Source organism: Pseudomonas brassicacearum, assembly GCF_003732265.1.
GTDB lineage: Bacteria > Pseudomonadota > Gammaproteobacteria > Pseudomonadales > Pseudomonadaceae > Aquipseudomonas > Aquipseudomonas brassicacearum_D.
This window is the reverse complement of record NZ_MOBK01000006.1, coordinates 187,721-203,843: the sequence shown is the minus strand read 5'-3', so window position 1 is coordinate 203,843 and position 16,123 is coordinate 187,721. Positions and strand designations below refer to the sequence as shown.

Genomic DNA, 16,123 nt, shown 5'->3' with positions numbered 1-16,123 from the left:
TGAGGTGCAGCGGGCAGACTTGCGGACGATAAGGCTCAGGCCCGAGGGCCTGAGCAACAAATCGTGCGGTACTTTACCGGAGAATTGAGGTTTACGCGGTTTCTACCGTCGGAAAACTCTTCACCAGTTCGTCCAACGCTTTGAGCTGGGCCAGGAATGGCTCCAGTTTGTCCAGACGCAAGGCACAAGGGCCGTCGCATTTGGCGTTGTCCGGGTCCGGGTGGGCTTCGAGGAACAGGCCGGCCAGCGACTGGCTCATGCCTGCCTTGGCCAGATCCGTCACCTGGGCACGGCGACCACCGGCGGAATCCGAGCGACCACCGGGCATTTGCAGCGCGTGGGTCACGTCGAAGAACACCGGGTATTCGAACTGCTTCATGATGCCGAAGCCGAGCATGTCGACGACCAGGTTGTTGTAGCCGAAGCTCGAACCGCGTTCGCAGAGGATCAACTGATCGTTGCCCGCTTCCACGCACTTGCTCAGGATGTGTTTCATCTCGTGCGGTGCGAGGAACTGGGCTTTCTTGATGTTGATCACCGCGCCAGTCTTGGCCATCGCGACCACGAGGTCGGTCTGGCGCGACAGGAAGGCCGGCAACTGAATGATGTCGCAGACTTCAGCGACGACCGCGGCCTGGTCAGGCTCGTGGACGTCGGTGATGATCGGCACGCCGAAGGCTTGCTTGATGTCCTGGAAAATCCGCATGCCCTCTTCCAGGCCGGGGCCACGGTAAGAGGTCACGGAGGAACGGTTGGCCTTGTCGAAGCTGGCCTTGAACACATAAGGGATACCGAGTTTCTCGGTGACCTTCACATACTCTTCGCAGACCTGCATCGCCATGTCGCGGCTTTCCAGCACGTTCATGCCACCGAAAAGCACCATTGGCTTGTCGTTGGCAATCTCGATATCGCCAACGCGGATGATCTTCTGCGCCATCAGATTTATGCCTTCTTCTGGTGTTGAATCAATGCTGCTTTAACGAAACCGCTGAACAACGGGTGACCGTCGCGTGGCGTCGAGGTGAACTCAGGGTGGAACTGGCAAGCGACGAACCATGGATGATCCGGGGCTTCGACCACTTCAACCAGCGCGCCATCACCGGAACGACCGGAGATTTTCAGGCCGGCTTCCATGATCTGCGGCAGCAGGTTGTTGTTCACTTCGTAGCGGTGACGGTGACGCTCGACGATGACGTCCTTGGCGTAGCAGTCGTGCACCAGCGAGCCCGGCTCCAGCAGGCAATCCTGAGCGCCGAGGCGCATGGTGCCGCCCAGGTCGGACGATTCGGTACGGGTTTCGACCGCGCCGGTAGCGTCTTCCCACTCGGTGATCAGACCCACGACCGGATGGCCGCTGGCACGATCGAACTCGGTGGAGTTCGCGTCTTTCCAACCCAGCACGTTACGAGCGAACTCGATCACGGCCACCTGCATGCCCAGGCAGATGCCCAGGTACGGAACCTTGTTTTCGCGAGCGTATTGTACGGCGGTGATCTTGCCTTCCACGCCACGCAGACCGAAGCCGCCCGGTACGAGGATTGCGTCAACACCTTCCAGCAGCGCAGTGCCCTGGTTTTCGATGTCTTCGGAATCGATGTAGCGCAGGTTGACCTTGGTGCGGTTGCTGATGCCGGCGTGACTCATCGCTTCGATCAGCGACTTGTAGGCGTCCAGCAGTTCCATGTACTTGCCGACCATCGCGATGGTCACTTCGTGCTCCGGGTTCAGCTTGGCGTCAACCACCGCTTCCCACTCGGAGAGGTCAGCGCTGCCGCATTGCAGGCCGAAACGCTCGACGACGAAATCATCCAGGCCCTGGGAGTGCAGGATGCCCGGGATCTTGTAGATGGTGTCGGCGTCTTCCAGCGCGATCACCGCACGTTCTTCAACGTTGGTGAACTGCGCGATCTTGCGACGCGAAGAGATGTCGATCGGGTGATCGGAACGGCAAACCAGCACGTCCGGCTGCAGGCCAATGGAACGCAGTTCCTTGACCGAATGCTGGGTCGGCTTGGTTTTGGTTTCGCCGGCCGTGGCGATGTACGGCACCAGCGTCAGGTGCATCAGCATCGCGCGCTTGGCGCCGACTTCGAAACGCAATTGGCGGATCGCTTCCAGGAACGGTTGCGACTCGATGTCACCCACGGTGCCACCGATCTCGACCATCGCCACGTCGGCATCGCCGGCGCCCTTGATGATCCGGCGCTTGATTTCGTCCGTGATGTGCGGGATCACCTGGATGGTTGCGCCCAGGTAATCACCACGACGCTCTTTGCGCAGCACGTGTTCGTAGACACGGCCGGTGGTGAAGTTGTTGTTCTGGGTCATGGTCGTGCGGATGAACCGCTCGTAGTGGCCCAGGTCCAGGTCGGTCTCGGCGCCGTCGTGGGTGACGAACACTTCACCGTGCTGGAACGGGCTCATGGTGCCCGGGTCAACGTTGATGTACGGGTCCAGCTTCAGCATGGTGACCTTAAGTCCCCGCGCCTCCAGGATGGCCGCCAATGAAGCCGATGCGATGCCTTTCCCCAATGAAGAAACAACACCGCCCGTGACGAATATGTAGCGCGTCATGAAAAACCCTAGAAGTCTGCGTTAAAGCGGTCCGAGCCGCCGGGGAAAGCGAAGGAAGGCCGAAGCCCCCGATCACCTGCATTAATCACAGTGCACCTTTCAAAAAAACCGCCGCGTTGGGACAGACCGGCAGATGAAACACCGGTACGTTGCTCGCTACACATTTTTTGGAATCGCCCAGCAAAGACTGCTTGGTAATCGGCAACTCCTGCAATTCAGGCGAATCCACAGAAGTTGTATCAAGAAGGGAGCGTAGTCTACCGGAAAGCCCCTTTCAGCTCAAACCTTGATCTTCGCCCGGTGGCTGCCAGTGCAAATGCCAGCCGTCCTGCCCACTGCCATTCAAGCCCTGTACGCTGGCCACTGCCAGCAATTGGTCGCCACGATAGAGCAGCGGCAATCTGCCACGGGCGAAGGCCGGAACCCCGCGTTCATTGAGCAAACGCTTGAGGTCGCGGTGGCCACGCTCAGATAAATGCATAACCTCACCTCCCTCACGATAGCGGATTTGCAGCGGGCCATCGGGGATTTGGCCGGTGAGTGTGAGCAGACCATTTTCCGATAACGTCAGCGACTTCGACGGATCGGCCCATTGCACGGCAGGCGGTGGATTGCGTAGCCAACAGCCCGACAGCCACCAGATACGCCCGGCCGACCGATGCAGCTCGCCATCCGCCAGCCGCCAGACCGGACGCGCATCACCGGTAGCGTCGCGCAAATCCTCCCAACCCGACCAATGGTCGCTGTCCGGCAAACGGGTCCGCGCTGCGAGCCAATGGCTTAGTGCATTGCGTTGGCGAGCGGCAGAGCGTTGTAAAAGAGCAGCGAGCTCCAGAGAAGGCACGCCCAGCCAGTCGAACTCATTGACCGTCGTCGCTTCGGCCAGATCGATGTGTGCCAGCTCATCCAGCAAGGCCTGCGCCTCGCTCAAGTGCGCGGCGCTGCGCGCCATGGTCGCCATCGCTTGCGGCCAGCGCTCGGTCAATACCGGGAACACCTGATGCCGCAGGTAATTGCGCGAAAACTGCCGGTCCTGGTTCGAAGGGTCTTCGATCCAGCTCAGCTGATGTTCTGTGGCATACGCTTCGAGTTCGGTGCGGCTGACGTCTAGCAAGGGCCGCAGCAGATAACCCCGACCCAACGGACGCGCGCTCGGCATCCCCGACAAACCCCTCACCCCTGCCCCGCGCAACAGCCGAAACAACAGGGTTTCCGCCTGATCGTCACGGTGCTGGGCGGTCAGCAGTAGCTCGCTGGTCTGACTGGCTTCAACGAATGCGCCATAGCGCGCATCCCGGGCGGCACGTTCGAGGCTGGCGCCCGACTGAACCTGAACATGAACGACGTGTAGCCGCACACCCAAGGCATCACAGACGGATTGGCAGTGTGCCGGCCACGCATCCGCCGCAGGCTGAAGGCCGTGATGAATATGGATTGCGCTGAGCGCAGGCAGGGATTCGGTTTTTGCCAGATGGGCGAGCAGGTGCAGGAGGACGGTGGAATCGAGCCCACCAGAGAACGCGATGCGCCAGGTTTTGGCGTTGCGCCACGGTTTCAGATTCAGCAAAAGCCTGGCGGACAAATCAATCGTGAGCCGATCCATAACTTTCCCTTTGCATAAATCAAATGTGGGAGCGGGCTTGCTCGCGAAGAGGCCATCACATTCAACATCATCGTTGACTGATAAACCGTCTTCGCGAGCAAGCCCGCTCCCACATTAAGGCCGAGGTCAGATCAGAGACCGTAGCTCATCAGTCGCGCGTAACGACGGGCCAGCAGCGCGTCGTTGTCGAACTTCTTCAGCATCGCCAGTTGCGAGCTCAGCTCGGCACGGATCGAGGCGGCCGCAGCAGCCGGGTCACGGTGTGCCCCGCCCAATGGCTCGCTGATCACTTTGTCCACGATACCCAGGCCTTTCAGGCGCTCGGCGGTGATACCCATGGCTTCAGCGGCGTCCGGTGCTTTCTCGGCGGTTTTCCACAGAATCGAGGCGCAACCTTCCGGCGAGATCACCGCGTAGGTCGAGTACTGAAGCATGTTCAGCTGGTCGCAAACGCCGATTGCCAAAGCACCACCGGAACCACCTTCACCGATCACGGTGGCGATGATTGGGGTTTTCAGACGCGACATGACACGCAGGTTCCAGGCGATCGCTTCGCTCTGGTTACGCTCTTCAGCGTCGATACCAGGGTAAGCGCCCGGGGTGTCGATGAAGGTCAGGATCGGCATCTTGAAGCGTTCGGCCATTTCCATCAGGCGGCACGCCTTGCGGTAGCCTTCCGGACGCGGCATGCCGAAGTTGCGGCGAACTTTCTCGCGCACTTCACGGCCTTTCTGGTGACCGATGATCATCACCGGCTGGTCGTCCAGACGGGCGATACCACCCACGATGGCAGCGTCATCGGAGAAGTGACGATCACCGTGCAGCTCGTCGAACTCGGTGAAGATGTGTTCGATGTAGTCCAGGGTATAAGGACGTTTCGGGTGACGCGCCAGACGTGCGATCTGCCAGCTGGTCAGCTTGCCGAAGATGTCTTCGGTCAGCGTGCTGCTTTTGTCCTGCAGGCGGGAGATCTCATCGCCGATATTCAGCGAATTGTCGTTACCGACCAAGCGCAACTCTTCGATCTTGGCTTGCAGGTCGGCGATCGGCTGTTCGAAATCTAGAAAATTCGGGTTCATAGGCGTCCGTCTTGGGTCGACGTCCAAGAGAGCTTGGGCCGGCCGGTTGTCTATTCGCGCCCTACCTTAAGGGACAGGCGCGTTCAGGTCGAGATTAAAAATTCAGGTCGAGATCAGGGAGTACAGAAGGCACCTGACCGTCAACGGTATTGGAGGAAGACGTTGTCTCGCCCGAACTGGTCACGCAAGGCTTGAATCAACGCATCCGCCGGATCGATTCGCCAGGTCTCGCCAAACTGCAGCAAGGCCTTTGCATCGGGGCTCGTGTACTCCATGGTGATCGGGCATGCGCCGCGATGCCGCTTGAACAACTCACCCAGCCAGCGTAGCTGATCGCCCTTCAAATCCTTGGTCTGCAGCTTCAGGCGCAGGCTTTCGGCAAGGTTGGTGCGCGCATCTTCCATGCTCATCACGCGCTTGACCCGCAGCTTCAGGCCACCCGAGAAGTCGTCGTTGCTGACCTCGCCTTCGACCACCACCATCGCATCCGTCTGTAACAGCGACTGCGCGGTATGGAATGCCTCGGCAAACAGCGACGCCTCGATCCGTCCGGAGCGGTCATCGAGGGTGATGAAGCCCATCTTGTCGCCCTTTTTGTTCTTCATCACGCGCAGGGCGATGATCATGCCGGCGACGGTCTGGGTATCGCGTGCCGGCTTCAGGTCGATGATGCGCTGACGGGCAAAGCGACGGATTTCACCTTCGTATTCGTCAATCGGGTGACCGGTCAGGTACAGGCCCAGGGTGTCTTTCTCCCCTTTCAGCCGTTCCTTGAGCGTCAGCTCCTTGGCCTTGCGATGGCTGGCGTAAACGTCCGCGTCTTCCTCGACAAACAGCCCGCCGAACAGGTCGGCATGGCCGCTGTCCTGGGTACGTGCGGTTTGTTCGGCAGCCTTGATCGCCCCTTCCATCGCCGCCAGCAGCACCGCGCGATTCTGGTCGATGCTCGCTTGATAGGCTTTCGGTTCGTCATGGAAATAAGGCCCCAGACGATCCAGCGCACCGCTGCGGATCAAACCGTCGAGGGTGCGTTTGTTGATCCGTTTGAGATCGACACGGGCGCAGAAATCGAACAGGTCCTTGAACGGACCATCCTGACGCGCCTCGGTGATCGCCTCCACCGGACCTTCGCCCACGCCCTTGATCGCGCCGAGGCCGTAAATGATCCGGCCTTCGTCATTCACCGTGAACTTGAACTCGGAGGCATTCACATCCGGCGCGTCGAGACGCAGCTTCATGCTGCGGATCTCTTCGATCAAGGTCACGACCTTGTCGGTGTTGTGCATATCCGCCGACAACACCGCCGCCATGAACGGCGCCGGGTAATGCGTTTTCAGCCACGCGGTCTGGTACGAAACCAGGCCGTACGCCGCGGAGTGGGATTTGTTGAAGCCGTAGCCTGCGAACTTTTCTACCAGGTCGAAAATGTTACCGGCAAGGTCGGCGTCGATGTTGTTGGTCGCGCAGCCCTCAATGAAACCGCCGCGCTGCTTGGCCATTTCTTCGGGTTTTTTCTTACCCATGGCGCGACGCAGCATGTCCGCACCACCGAGGGTGTAACCGGCCATGACCTGGGCAATCTGCATCACCTGTTCCTGATACAGGATGATGCCGTAAGTCGGTGCCAGTACCGGCTTGAGGCCTTCGTACTGGTAATCCGAGTGCGGGTACGCGAGTTCGGCGCGACCGTGCTTACGGTTGATGAAGTCGTCCACCATGCCCGATTGCAACGGGCCCGGACGGAACAGGGCCACCAGTGCGATCAAGTCTTCCAGGCAGTCGGGCTTGAGCTTCTTGATCAGCTCCTTCATCCCGCGGGATTCGAGCTGGAACACCGCCGTGGTTTCGGCTTTTTGCAGCAGCGTGTAAGTCGGCTTGTCGTCCAGCGGAATGAACGCGATGTCCAGCGGCGGCTGATCGACCTTGGCACGTTCGCGGTTGATGGTTTTCAGCGCCCAGTCGATAACCGTCAGGGTCCGCAGGCCGAGGAAGTCGAACTTCACCAGGCCGGCGGCTTCAACGTCATCCTTGTCGAACTGGGTCACCAGGCCGTCACCGGCCTCGTCGCAATAAATCGGCGAGAAGTCGGTCAGTTTGGTCGGCGCAATAACCACACCACCGGCGTGTTTACCGACGTTACGCACAACACCTTCAAGCTTGCGGGCCATTTCCCAGATTTCGGCGGCCTCTTCATCGACCTTGATGAAGTCACGCAGGATCTCTTCCTGCTCATAGGCCTTTTCCAGGGTCATGCCGACTTCGAACGGAATCATCTTCGACAGACGATCGGCCAAACCGTAGGACTTGCCCTGTACCCGCGCCACGTCCCGGACCACAGCCTTGGCCGCCATGGAACCGAAGGTGATGATCTGGCTTACCGCATTGCGACCGTATTTCTCGGCCACGTATTCAATCACCCGATCGCGACCGTCCATGCAGAAGTCGACGTCGAAGTCGGGCATCGATACCCGTTCCGGGTTGAGGAAACGTTCGAACAGCAGGTCATATTCCAGCGGATCGAGGTCGGTGATCTTCTGTACATAAGCCACCAGCGATCCCGCACCCGACCCCCGGCCCGGACCTACCGGCACGCCGTTGCTTTTGGCCCACTGGATAAAGTCCATCACGATCAGGAAGTAACCGGGGAAGCCCATCTGGATAATGATATCCAGCTCGAAATTCAGCCGGTCGACGTAGACTTGACGCTTGGCCTCATAGTCTTCCGTGGTGTCCTTGGGCAGCAGAACGGTCAGGCGCTCTTCCAGGCCATCGAACGACACTTTGCGGAAATATTCGTCGATGGTCATGCCATCGGGAATCGGGAAGTTGGGCAGGAAGTGCTTGCCCAGCTTCACTTCAATGTTGCAACGCTTGGCGATCTCGACGGTGTTTTCCAGCGCCTCGGGCAGGTCACTGAACAGCTCGGCCATTTCCTCGGCGCTTTTGAGGTATTGCTGATCGCTGTAATTCTTCGAACGCCGCGGATCGTCGAGGGCACGGCCCTCACCGATGCAAACGCGGGTTTCGTGTGCGGCGAAGTCTTCCTGCTTGATGAAACGCACATCGTTCGTCGCGACCAGTGGCGCGCCGATTTTCTCGGCCAGGGCCACGGCACCGTGCAACTGCTCTTCATCGTTGGGGCGATTGGTGCGCTGGATTTCCAGATAGAAACGATCCGGGAACACCGCCATCCATTCACGCGCGAGGTTTTCCGCTTCAGCCGGATTGCCACTGAGCATGGCCAGGCCGATTTCGCCCTCTTTCGCCGCCGACAGCATGATCAGGCCTTCGCTGGCTTCCGCGACCCATTCGCGTTCGATGATCACCGAACCATTGCGCTGGCCGTCGATGAAGCCGCGGGAAATCAGTTCGGTCAGGTTGCGATAGCCAACAGCGTTCATGGCCAACAGGCTGATCCGGCTCAGGGCGTTGTCCGGATCCTTGTTCGACAGCCACAAGTCGGCGCCGCAGATCGGCTTGATCCCGGCACCCATGGCGGCTTTGTAGAATTTGACCAGGGAACACATGTTGTTCTGGTCGGTAACCGCTACGGCAGGCATGTTCATGCCGACCAGGGTCTTGACCAGCGGTTTGATCCGCACCAGACCGTCGACCAGGGAATATTCAGTGTGCAGGCGTAGATGAATGAATGAAGCCGGCATAGTGATCCTGCGTTATGTCATGAAAACAACAAGGCCCGGATTGTACCGGGCCTTGAGTAAAACATCAGCCTTGCGACTAACTCTCGATCAGACTTTCCCGCGCCTCGTACGCCAGGCGTACCGGGGCGAACGAGCGACGGTGAATCGGGGTAGGACCAAGGCGGGCCAGCGCTTCCAGATGAACGGGCGTCGGGTAGCCTTTATGCCCGCCGATGCCGTAACCCGGGTAAATCAGTTCGAATGCCGCCATCTCGCGGTCGCGGCTGACCTTGGCCAGAATCGATGCTGCGGCAATGGCCGGGACCTTGCCGTCGCCCTGCACCACCGCTTCCGCACGCATGGACAGTTTTGGGCAACGATTGCCGTCGATCATCGCCAGCTTCGGCTGGATGTGCAGGCCTTCGATCGCGCGCTGCATCGCCAGCATGGTGGCGTGCAGGATGTTCAGTTCGTCGATTTCTTCCACTTCGGCCCGGGCGATGCACCAGCTCAGGGCTTTTTCGCAGATTTCGTCGTAGAGCTTTTCGCGGCGGGCTTCGGTGAGTTTCTTCGAATCGTTGAGGCCGAGGATCGGCCGGTTTGGATCAAGGATCACCGCTGCCGTGACCACGGCACCACACAGTGGGCCGCGACCGACTTCGTCTACGCCGGCCACGAGGTCTTCGACTTCGGCGACCAGGGTGAAGTCCAGGCCCATCTGAACGCTGGTTTTGCTCATTGTGTTTTGCCGATCAGGTTCAGTACCGCGTCCGCCGCCTGATTGGAGGCATCCAGACGCAAGGTACGGTGAATTTCGTCGAAGCCGCGAGTCTGCTCCTCGCCACCTTCGATCAAGGGTGAAAGCGTTTGAGCCAGGGCTTCGACCGTTGCGTCATCCTGCAGCAACTCGGGCACCAACAGGCGCTGCGCCAGCAGGTTGGGCAAGGACACGTAAGGGCTTTTCACCATGCGCTTGAGAATCCAGAACGTCAGGGGCGCCAGTCGATAAGCCACCACCATCGGCCGCTTGTACAGCAACGCTTCAAGGGTCGCGGTACCGGAAGCGATCAGTACCGCGTCGCACGCGGCGAGGGCCAGATGGGATTTGCCGTCGAGCAAGGTCAGCGGCAGATCGCGGCCGACCAGCAGCTCTTCAAGCTGCGCACGGCGCTCCGGGTTGGCGCACGGCATGACGAAGCGCACGCCAGGATGCAGGGCGCGCAGGCGCTGCGCGGTGTCGAGGAACAACGCACCGAGCCTCCCCACTTCACCGCCGCGACTGCCGGGCATCAGAGCAACCAGCGGACCGTCCGGCAAATCAAGTTCGGCACGCGCAGCGGTGCGATCAGCCTCAAGCGGGATCGCATCGGCCAGGGAGTGCCCGACAAACCGCACCGGCACGCCCTTCTCTTCATAGAATTTTGCTTCGAACGGAAACAACGTCAGCATCAGGTCGCAGCCTTCGCGAATCTTCAGCACGCGCTTCTGCCGCCACGCCCACACCGACGGGCTGACGTAATGCACGGTCTTGATCCCGGCCTGCCGCAGCTTGAGTTCGATATTGAGGTTGAAGTCCGGGGCATCGATACCGATGAACACGTCCGGTTTCTCGGCGATCAGGTCGGCGATCAGCTTCTTGCGCCGCGCCATCAGCTCGCGCAATCGGCCCAGCACTTCCACCAGGCCCATGACCGAAAGACGTTCCATCGGGAAATACGAGGTCAGGCCCTCGGCTTGCATCAGCGGACCACCGACACCGATGAACTCCACCGCCGGATGCTGAGCCTTGAGTGCGCGCATGAGACCCGCACCCAGAATGTCACCGGAAGCCTCACCCGCTACCAGCGCAATACGCAGATTAGCCATGATTAACGGGTGATGCCGCGGGTCGAAGACTGGATGGAATCACGGAACACCGCGACTTCCGGGAACTGATCCGAGGGTTCGGCCAACTCGGTGAGCGCTTGCTCGACGGTCAGGCCCTGTCGATAAACCACCTTGTAGGCACGACGCAGCGCGTGGATCGCGTCTTCGCTGAAACCACGACGACGCATGCCCTCGAAGTTCATGCTGCGCGCTTCTGCAGGGTTGCCAAACACGGTGACGTACGCTGGAACGTCCTTGCCAATGGCTGTGCCCATGCCGGAAAAGCTGTGGGCGCCAATGTGGCAATACTGGTGAACCAGGGTAAAACCGGAGAGGATCGCCCAGTCTTCAACGTGCACATGGCCGGCCAACGCAGTGTTGTTGACCAGGATGCAGTGGTTGCCGATGACGCTGTCGTGGCCGATGTGGGCATAGGCCATGATCAGGTTGTGATCGCCCAGGGTCGTTTCCGAACGGTCCTGAACGGTCCCGCGGTGAATCGTCACACCTTCACGGATGACGTTGTGGTCACCGATGACCAGACGGGTTTCTTCGCCTTTGTATTTCAGATCGGGCGTGTCCTCACCTACCGACGAAAACTGGTAGATGCGGTTGTGCTTACCGATTCGGGTCGGGCCTTTGAGAATAACGTGCGGCCCGATCACTGTTCCCTCGCCGATTTCCACACCTGCGCCGACGATCGACCACGGGCCGACCTCGACGTCGTCGGCCAGAATGGCCGTCGGATCGATGATTGCGCGAGGGTCAATCAAACTCATAGTTTGCGTTCCGCGCAGATGATTTCTGCGGAGCAGACTGGCTTGCCGTCGACCGAAGCCTGGCATTCGAACTTCCAGATCTGACGCTTGCAGCTCAGGAATTTGGCTTCAAGGATCAACTGATCGCCCGGCAGTACCGGCTGACGGAAGCGCAATTTGTCGGAGCCGACGAAGTAGTAAAGGGTCCCGTCCGCCGGCTTCACGTCGAGCATTTTGAAACCAAGGATCCCGGCAGCCTGAGCCATCGCTTCGATGATCAGTACGCCCGGCATGATTGGATGCGCAGGGAAGTGACCATTGAAGAACGGTTCGTTGATGCTGACATTCTTGTAGGCGCGAATGCGCTTGCCTTCCACATCCAGATCCACGACCCGGTCCACCAGCAGGAACGGGTAACGGTGAGGCAGGTATTCGCGAATCTCGTTGATGTCCATCATTTCGGGGGGAAGCCTATGTAAAGATTGGGAGCGCGCGACTGACGCGCGCCCCTCTAGCAAATCAAGCAGGCAGTCTAACGGCTGTGCACACTTGATATGGAAATGGTATCAGCCATCTGATGAAGCATTACCGTCAGGGGTCACTTCCCCTACACGCTTTTCCAGCTGTCGCAGACGCCGCGCGATGTCATCGAGCTGACGGATGCGAGCCGCGCTTTTGCGCCATTCGGCTGCTGGCTGCATGGCCGTACCGGAAGAATAGGAGCCCTTTTCGGTAATCGAATGGGTCACCATGGTCATCCCGGTGATGAAAACGTTGTCGCAAATTTCGATATGCCCCACCAGCCCTACACCGCCAGCGAGCATGCAATGCTTGCCGATTTTGGTGCTGCCGGAGATCCCGACACAGGCGGCCATGGCGGTGTGATCACCAACCTGCACGTTGTGGGCGATCTGGATCTGGTTGTCGAGCTTCACGCCATTCCCGAGAACGGTATCGGCCAATGCGCCGCGGTCGATAGCGGTATTCACGCCAATCTCCACATCATCACCGACCAACACACCACCGATCTGGGCAATTTTCTGCCAGACACCTTTCTCGTTGGCAAAACCGAAGCCTTCGCCGCCGAGTACGGCACCTGACTGAATCACCACACGCTTGCCGATGCGCACGTCGTGGTACAGCGTGACCCGCGGGGCCAGCCAGCCGCCTTCGCCAATTTCGCAACGGGCACCGATGAAGCAATGCGCACCGATGGTCACACCGGCAGCAATGCGTGCCGCGCTTTCGATCACCGCAAAAGCACCAATACTCGCAGCCGGGTCAACCACCGCGTCCTCGGCCACAACGGCTGTCGGATGAATACCGGCAGCCGCTTTCGGTTTTGGATCGAACAGGTGGGAAATACGTGCGTAGGCCAGATACGGATCAGGCACCACCAGCGCATTACCGGCAAAACTTTCGGCATCAGCGGCCTTCAGCAACAGGGCTGCGGCCCGGCTGTCTGCCAGGTATTTACGGTATTGAGGGTTTGCGAGAAAGCTCAACTGAGCTGGGCCAGCCTCTTGCAAAGTGGCTAGCCCAGTAATTTCTTTCTCCGGGTCGCCACGTAGCGTGGCGCCGAGGAACTCGGCCAATTGGCCGAGCTTTATAGTCGCTGTCATAGTTACTTCAGCTGATTCATGCGCTCGATAACCTGGCGAGTGATGTCGTACTGAGGTTTGACATCAATCACTGCGCCACGCTCGAAGACCAGGTCAAAAGCACCTTTCTTGATGACTTCTTCCACAGCGCTGTCCAGTTTCGGCTTCAGTTGCTTCAGCATTTCACGGTCAGCAACGGCTTTGGCTTCGTTCAGCTCCTTGGACTGGAACTGGAAGTCACGGGCCTTTTGCTTGAACTCGAGTTCAAGACGCTCACGCTCGCCTTGTTGCATCTTGTCGCCACCGGCCATCAGACGGTCCTGAATGCCTTTGGCGCTGCTTTCCAGCGTCTTGAGCTTGCTCAGTTGCGGACCAAATTTCTTCTCGGCATCCACGGCGTATTTCTTGGCCGCGTCGGATTCCAGCAGGGCCATCTGATAGTTCAGAACGGCGATTTTCATGTCGGCAAAAGCCGGGCCTGCGACCAGTACGGTGGCGAGGAGAACCAATTGAGTCAACTTACGCACGATGCACCCCTACAAAATCCATTGTCATTATTTTGAGGCAGACGCTTAGAACGTCTGACCAAGAGAGAATTGGAACACTTGAGTTTCAGCGTTATCCGGTTCTTTTACTGGCATCGCCAGCGCGAAACTCAGCGGACCCAGCGCAGTGACCCATGTCACACCTACACCGACGGAACTGGCCATGTTGCTGAGGCTGATGTCGTTGCACTGCGTATTGGACTTCGACGCAGGATTGGTGTTGGTCGTCTGCTCGCACTTGGAGTCGAACACGTTACCCACATCCCAGAATACCGACGTACGCAGGGAGCGTTGATCCTTGACGAACGGCAGCGGGAACAGAATCTCCGCACCACCTTGAATCAGGACGTTGCCGCCGAACGGCAGCGGGTCTTGATCCGGGTCAGCCAGAGTACCCGGGTTACCGGTAGAACCTTGACCACGGCTCGGCGTACTACGCGGGCCTAATGTACTGTCCTTGAAGCCACGAACCGAGTTGAAACCACCAGCATAGTAGTTTTCATAGAATGGCAAGCCATCGGTCGAACCGTAACCGTCGCCATAACCCAATTCAGTGTGCAGGCGCATGGTGTAGTTCTCAGACAGTGGCTGGAACAACTGGCCACGGTAATCGAGCTTGAAGAACGAAAGGTCGCTACCTGGTGTAGTGACTTCCGCCGTCAGGCTTTGAGAATGACCACGGGTCGCCAGTACACCTTTGTTCAGGGTGGACTCGGACCAACCGGCCGACGCCTTGAAGTTCAGATACTCGTCGCCTTCACGGTTAACGAAGTCGAAAATCTCGTCGACGGTGTATTGACCGGTCTTGATCTTGTCTTGCTGTGCAGTCAGGCCGAAGGTCAGACGCGAGGTCTCGCTGATCGGGTAACCAACGCTCACGCCAGCACCCAGGCTGTCTACGGCATAGCTTGCTACGTCGACGTCGAGGTCTTTGTAGTCGGTGGTGCGATAGAAAGCGTTGTAACCCAGGCTCACGCCGTCTGCAGTCCAGTACGGGTCGACATAACCGAAGTTATAGCGGCTCTGGTATTCGCTTTTGGTCAAGCCGATGCTGACCTTGTTACCGGTACCCAGGAAGTTGTTCTGGGTGATCGAGCCACCGAGGATCAGGCCGGCACTTTGTGCGAAACCAACACTCGCAGTGATCGAACCGGAAGCCTGCTCTTCAACGCTGTAGTTCACGTCAACCTGGTCATCGACACCCGGTACAGCCGGGGTTTCGACGTTCACTTCTTTAAAGAAGCCCAGACGTTCAAGACGCGTCTTGGATTGATCGATCAGGTAGGTCGAAGCCCAGCCACCTTCCATCTGACGCATTTCGCGACGCAGCACTTCGTCTTCGGACTTGGTGTTGCCACGGAAGTTGATGCGGTTAACGTAAGCACGTTTGCCCGGATCGACAGCGAACGTGATGTCGACGGTATGGTCTTCATCGTGAGGCTGAGGTACGCCGCTGACGTTGGCGAAGGTGTAACCCTCGTTACCCAGGCGGCGAGTGATCAGTTCCGAGGTGGTGGTCATCAGCTTGCGCGAGAACACCTGGCCTTTCTGAACCAGCAGCAGGGACTTGACCTGGTCTTCAGGGACTTTCAGGTCGCCGCTCAGCTTGACGTCACGAACGGTGTACTTCTCGCCCTCGTTGACGTTGACAGTGATGTAGACGTGCTTCTTGTCCGGGGTAATCGATACCTGGGTCGAAGCGATATCCATATTGATATAGCCACGGTCCAGGTAGTAGGAACGCAGACGCTCCAGGTCACCGGACAGTTTTTCACGGGCGTACTTGTCGTCGTTCTTGAAGAAGGACAGCCAGTTGGTGGTCTTCAATTCGAACAGGTCGATCAGGTCTTCGTCAGGGAAGACAGTGTTACCCACCACGTTGATGTGCTGGATAGCAGCGACGGTGCCTTCGTTGATGTTGACCTTCAAGCCGACGCGGTTACGTGGCTGCGGTACCACCTCGGTGTCGACGGTGGCCGAGTAGCGACCCTGAGCGACATATTGGCGCTGCAGTTCGTTACGCACACCTTCGAGCGTGGCACGCTGGAAGATCTCGCCTTCGGCCAGACCGGATTGTTTGAGGCCCTTCATCAGGTCTTCAGTGGAGATCGCCTTGTTACCCTCGATCTCGATACTGGCGACCGATGGGCGCTCGACTACCGTGATGACCAGGACGTTGCCATCGCGGCCCAGCTGGATATCTTGAAAGAACCCGGTTTTGAACAAAGCACGAGTGGATTCCACCAGGCGACGATCGTCCGCCTGTTCGCCGACGTTTAACGGCAAAGCACCAAAGACGCTACCCGCGGAGACCCGCTGGAGGCCATTGACGCGAATATCAGAGATAGTGAAGGACTCGGCGTGAACTTCGGCGATCATCAATACGGTGAGAACCGCAGTTAGCAGCAGACGTTTCATGAAGTCCTTTCTTATTCCAACTGGCAATAAACAAACTG

Annotated in this window: 12 protein-coding genes; all 12 read right to left on the bottom strand. The window is 58.7% G+C overall.

Translation table 11 applies throughout. The annotated features are described in order from the left end of the window. Positions 1–91: 91 nt before the first annotated feature. The 12 genes from kdsA to bamA all read right to left on the bottom strand — a co-directional run bounded on the left by kdsA (position 92) and on the right by bamA (position 16,085). Positions 92–937, bottom strand: coding sequence for a 3-deoxy-8-phosphooctulonate synthase (kdsA, locus tag BK660_RS13580; RefSeq protein WP_007949350.1), 846 nt, complete (start codon positions 935–937; stop codon positions 92–94). Positions 938–942: 5 nt separating this feature from the next. Continuing rightward, complete coding sequence (locus BK660_RS13575) at positions 943–2,574, bottom strand: CTP synthase (RefSeq protein ID WP_046029209.1); 1,632 nt, start codon at positions 2,572–2,574, stop codon at positions 943–945. Positions 2,575–2,848: 274 nt separating this feature from the next. Further along, positions 2,849–4,177: a tRNA lysidine(34) synthetase TilS gene (gene tilS, locus BK660_RS13570; RefSeq protein WP_123433709.1), complete on the bottom strand. Its 1,329-nt coding sequence runs from the start codon at positions 4,175–4,177 to the stop codon at positions 2,849–2,851. A gap of 131 nt (positions 4,178–4,308) precedes the next feature. After that, positions 4,309–5,256 carry an acetyl-CoA carboxylase carboxyltransferase subunit alpha gene (locus tag BK660_RS13560; RefSeq protein WP_027924984.1) on the bottom strand — a complete coding sequence of 316 codons (948 nt, stop codon included), beginning with the start codon at positions 5,254–5,256 and terminating at the stop codon, positions 4,309–4,311. A 140-nt stretch (positions 5,257–5,396) separates the two neighbouring features. Then, positions 5,397–8,918: a DNA polymerase III subunit alpha gene (gene dnaE / locus BK660_RS13555; RefSeq protein WP_123433708.1), complete on the bottom strand. Its 3,522-nt coding sequence runs from the start codon at positions 8,916–8,918 to the stop codon at positions 5,397–5,399. Positions 8,919–8,994: 76 nt separating this feature from the next. Beyond that, positions 8,995–9,636, bottom strand: coding sequence for a ribonuclease HII (gene rnhB, locus BK660_RS13550; RefSeq protein ID WP_123433707.1), 642 nt, complete (start codon positions 9,634–9,636; stop codon positions 8,995–8,997). Continuing rightward, positions 9,633–10,763 carry a lipid-A-disaccharide synthase gene (gene lpxB, locus BK660_RS13545; protein WP_123433706.1) on the bottom strand — a complete coding sequence of 377 codons (1,131 nt, stop codon included), beginning with the start codon at positions 10,761–10,763 and terminating at the stop codon, positions 9,633–9,635. Before lpxB ends, rnhB begins: the two co-directional genes overlap by 4 nt. A 2-nt stretch (positions 10,764–10,765) precedes the next feature. Continuing rightward, the gene (gene lpxA / locus BK660_RS13540) at positions 10,766–11,542 is read right to left on the bottom strand and encodes an acyl-ACP--UDP-N-acetylglucosamine O-acyltransferase (protein WP_027924980.1); all 777 of its coding nucleotides are present in this window, start codon (positions 11,540–11,542) and stop codon (positions 10,766–10,768) included. Next, on the bottom strand, positions 11,539–11,979 hold the full coding sequence (fabZ, locus tag BK660_RS13535) for a 3-hydroxyacyl-ACP dehydratase FabZ (protein ID WP_007907157.1): 441 nt from the start codon (positions 11,977–11,979) through the stop codon (positions 11,539–11,541). Before fabZ ends, lpxA begins: the two co-directional genes overlap by 4 nt. Positions 11,980–12,087: 108 nt before the next feature. Then, positions 12,088–13,143 (bottom strand): UDP-3-O-(3-hydroxymyristoyl)glucosamine N-acyltransferase, encoded by a 1,056-nt coding sequence (gene lpxD, locus BK660_RS13530; RefSeq protein ID WP_123433705.1) that lies wholly within the window; start codon positions 13,141–13,143, stop codon positions 12,088–12,090. Between the two features lie 2 nt (positions 13,144–13,145). Next, on the bottom strand, positions 13,146–13,649 hold the full coding sequence (locus BK660_RS13525; RefSeq protein ID WP_010462812.1) for an OmpH/Skp family outer membrane protein: 504 nt from the start codon (positions 13,647–13,649) through the stop codon (positions 13,146–13,148). 45 nt (positions 13,650–13,694) lie between these two features. Next, positions 13,695–16,085, bottom strand: coding sequence for an outer membrane protein assembly factor BamA (gene bamA / locus BK660_RS13520; RefSeq protein WP_123433704.1), 2,391 nt, complete (start codon positions 16,083–16,085; stop codon positions 13,695–13,697). Between the last annotated feature and the right edge of the window lie 38 nt (positions 16,086–16,123).

Excerpts from the sequence above, each read along its gene's own strand:
- dnaE (WP_123433708.1), bottom strand. The coding sequence starts at position 8,918 with ATGCCGGCTTCATTCATTCATCTACGCCTGCACACTGAATATTCCCTG.
- BK660_RS13560 (WP_027924984.1), bottom strand. The coding sequence starts at position 5,256 with ATGAACCCGAATTTTCTAGATTTCGAACAGCCGATCGCCGACCTGCAA.
- bamA (WP_123433704.1), bottom strand. The coding sequence starts at position 16,085 with ATGAAACGTCTGCTGCTAACTGCGGTTCTCACCGTATTGATGATCGCC.
- fabZ (WP_007907157.1), bottom strand. The coding sequence starts at position 11,979 with ATGATGGACATCAACGAGATTCGCGAATACCTGCCTCACCGTTACCCG.
- lpxA (WP_027924980.1), bottom strand. The coding sequence starts at position 11,542 with ATGAGTTTGATTGACCCTCGCGCAATCATCGATCCGACGGCCATTCTG.
- lpxB (WP_123433706.1), bottom strand. The coding sequence starts at position 10,763 with ATGGCTAATCTGCGTATTGCGCTGGTAGCGGGTGAGGCTTCCGGTGAC.
- lpxD (WP_123433705.1), bottom strand. The coding sequence starts at position 13,143 with ATGACAGCGACTATAAAGCTCGGCCAATTGGCCGAGTTCCTCGGCGCC.
- BK660_RS13575 (WP_046029209.1), bottom strand. The coding sequence starts at position 2,574 with ATGACGCGCTACATATTCGTCACGGGCGGTGTTGTTTCTTCATTGGGG.
- kdsA (WP_007949350.1), bottom strand. The coding sequence starts at position 937 with ATGGCGCAGAAGATCATCCGCGTTGGCGATATCGAGATTGCCAACGAC.
- rnhB (WP_123433707.1), bottom strand. The coding sequence starts at position 9,636 with ATGAGCAAAACCAGCGTTCAGATGGGCCTGGACTTCACCCTGGTCGCC.
- tilS (WP_123433709.1), bottom strand. The coding sequence starts at position 4,177 with ATGGATCGGCTCACGATTGATTTGTCCGCCAGGCTTTTGCTGAATCTG.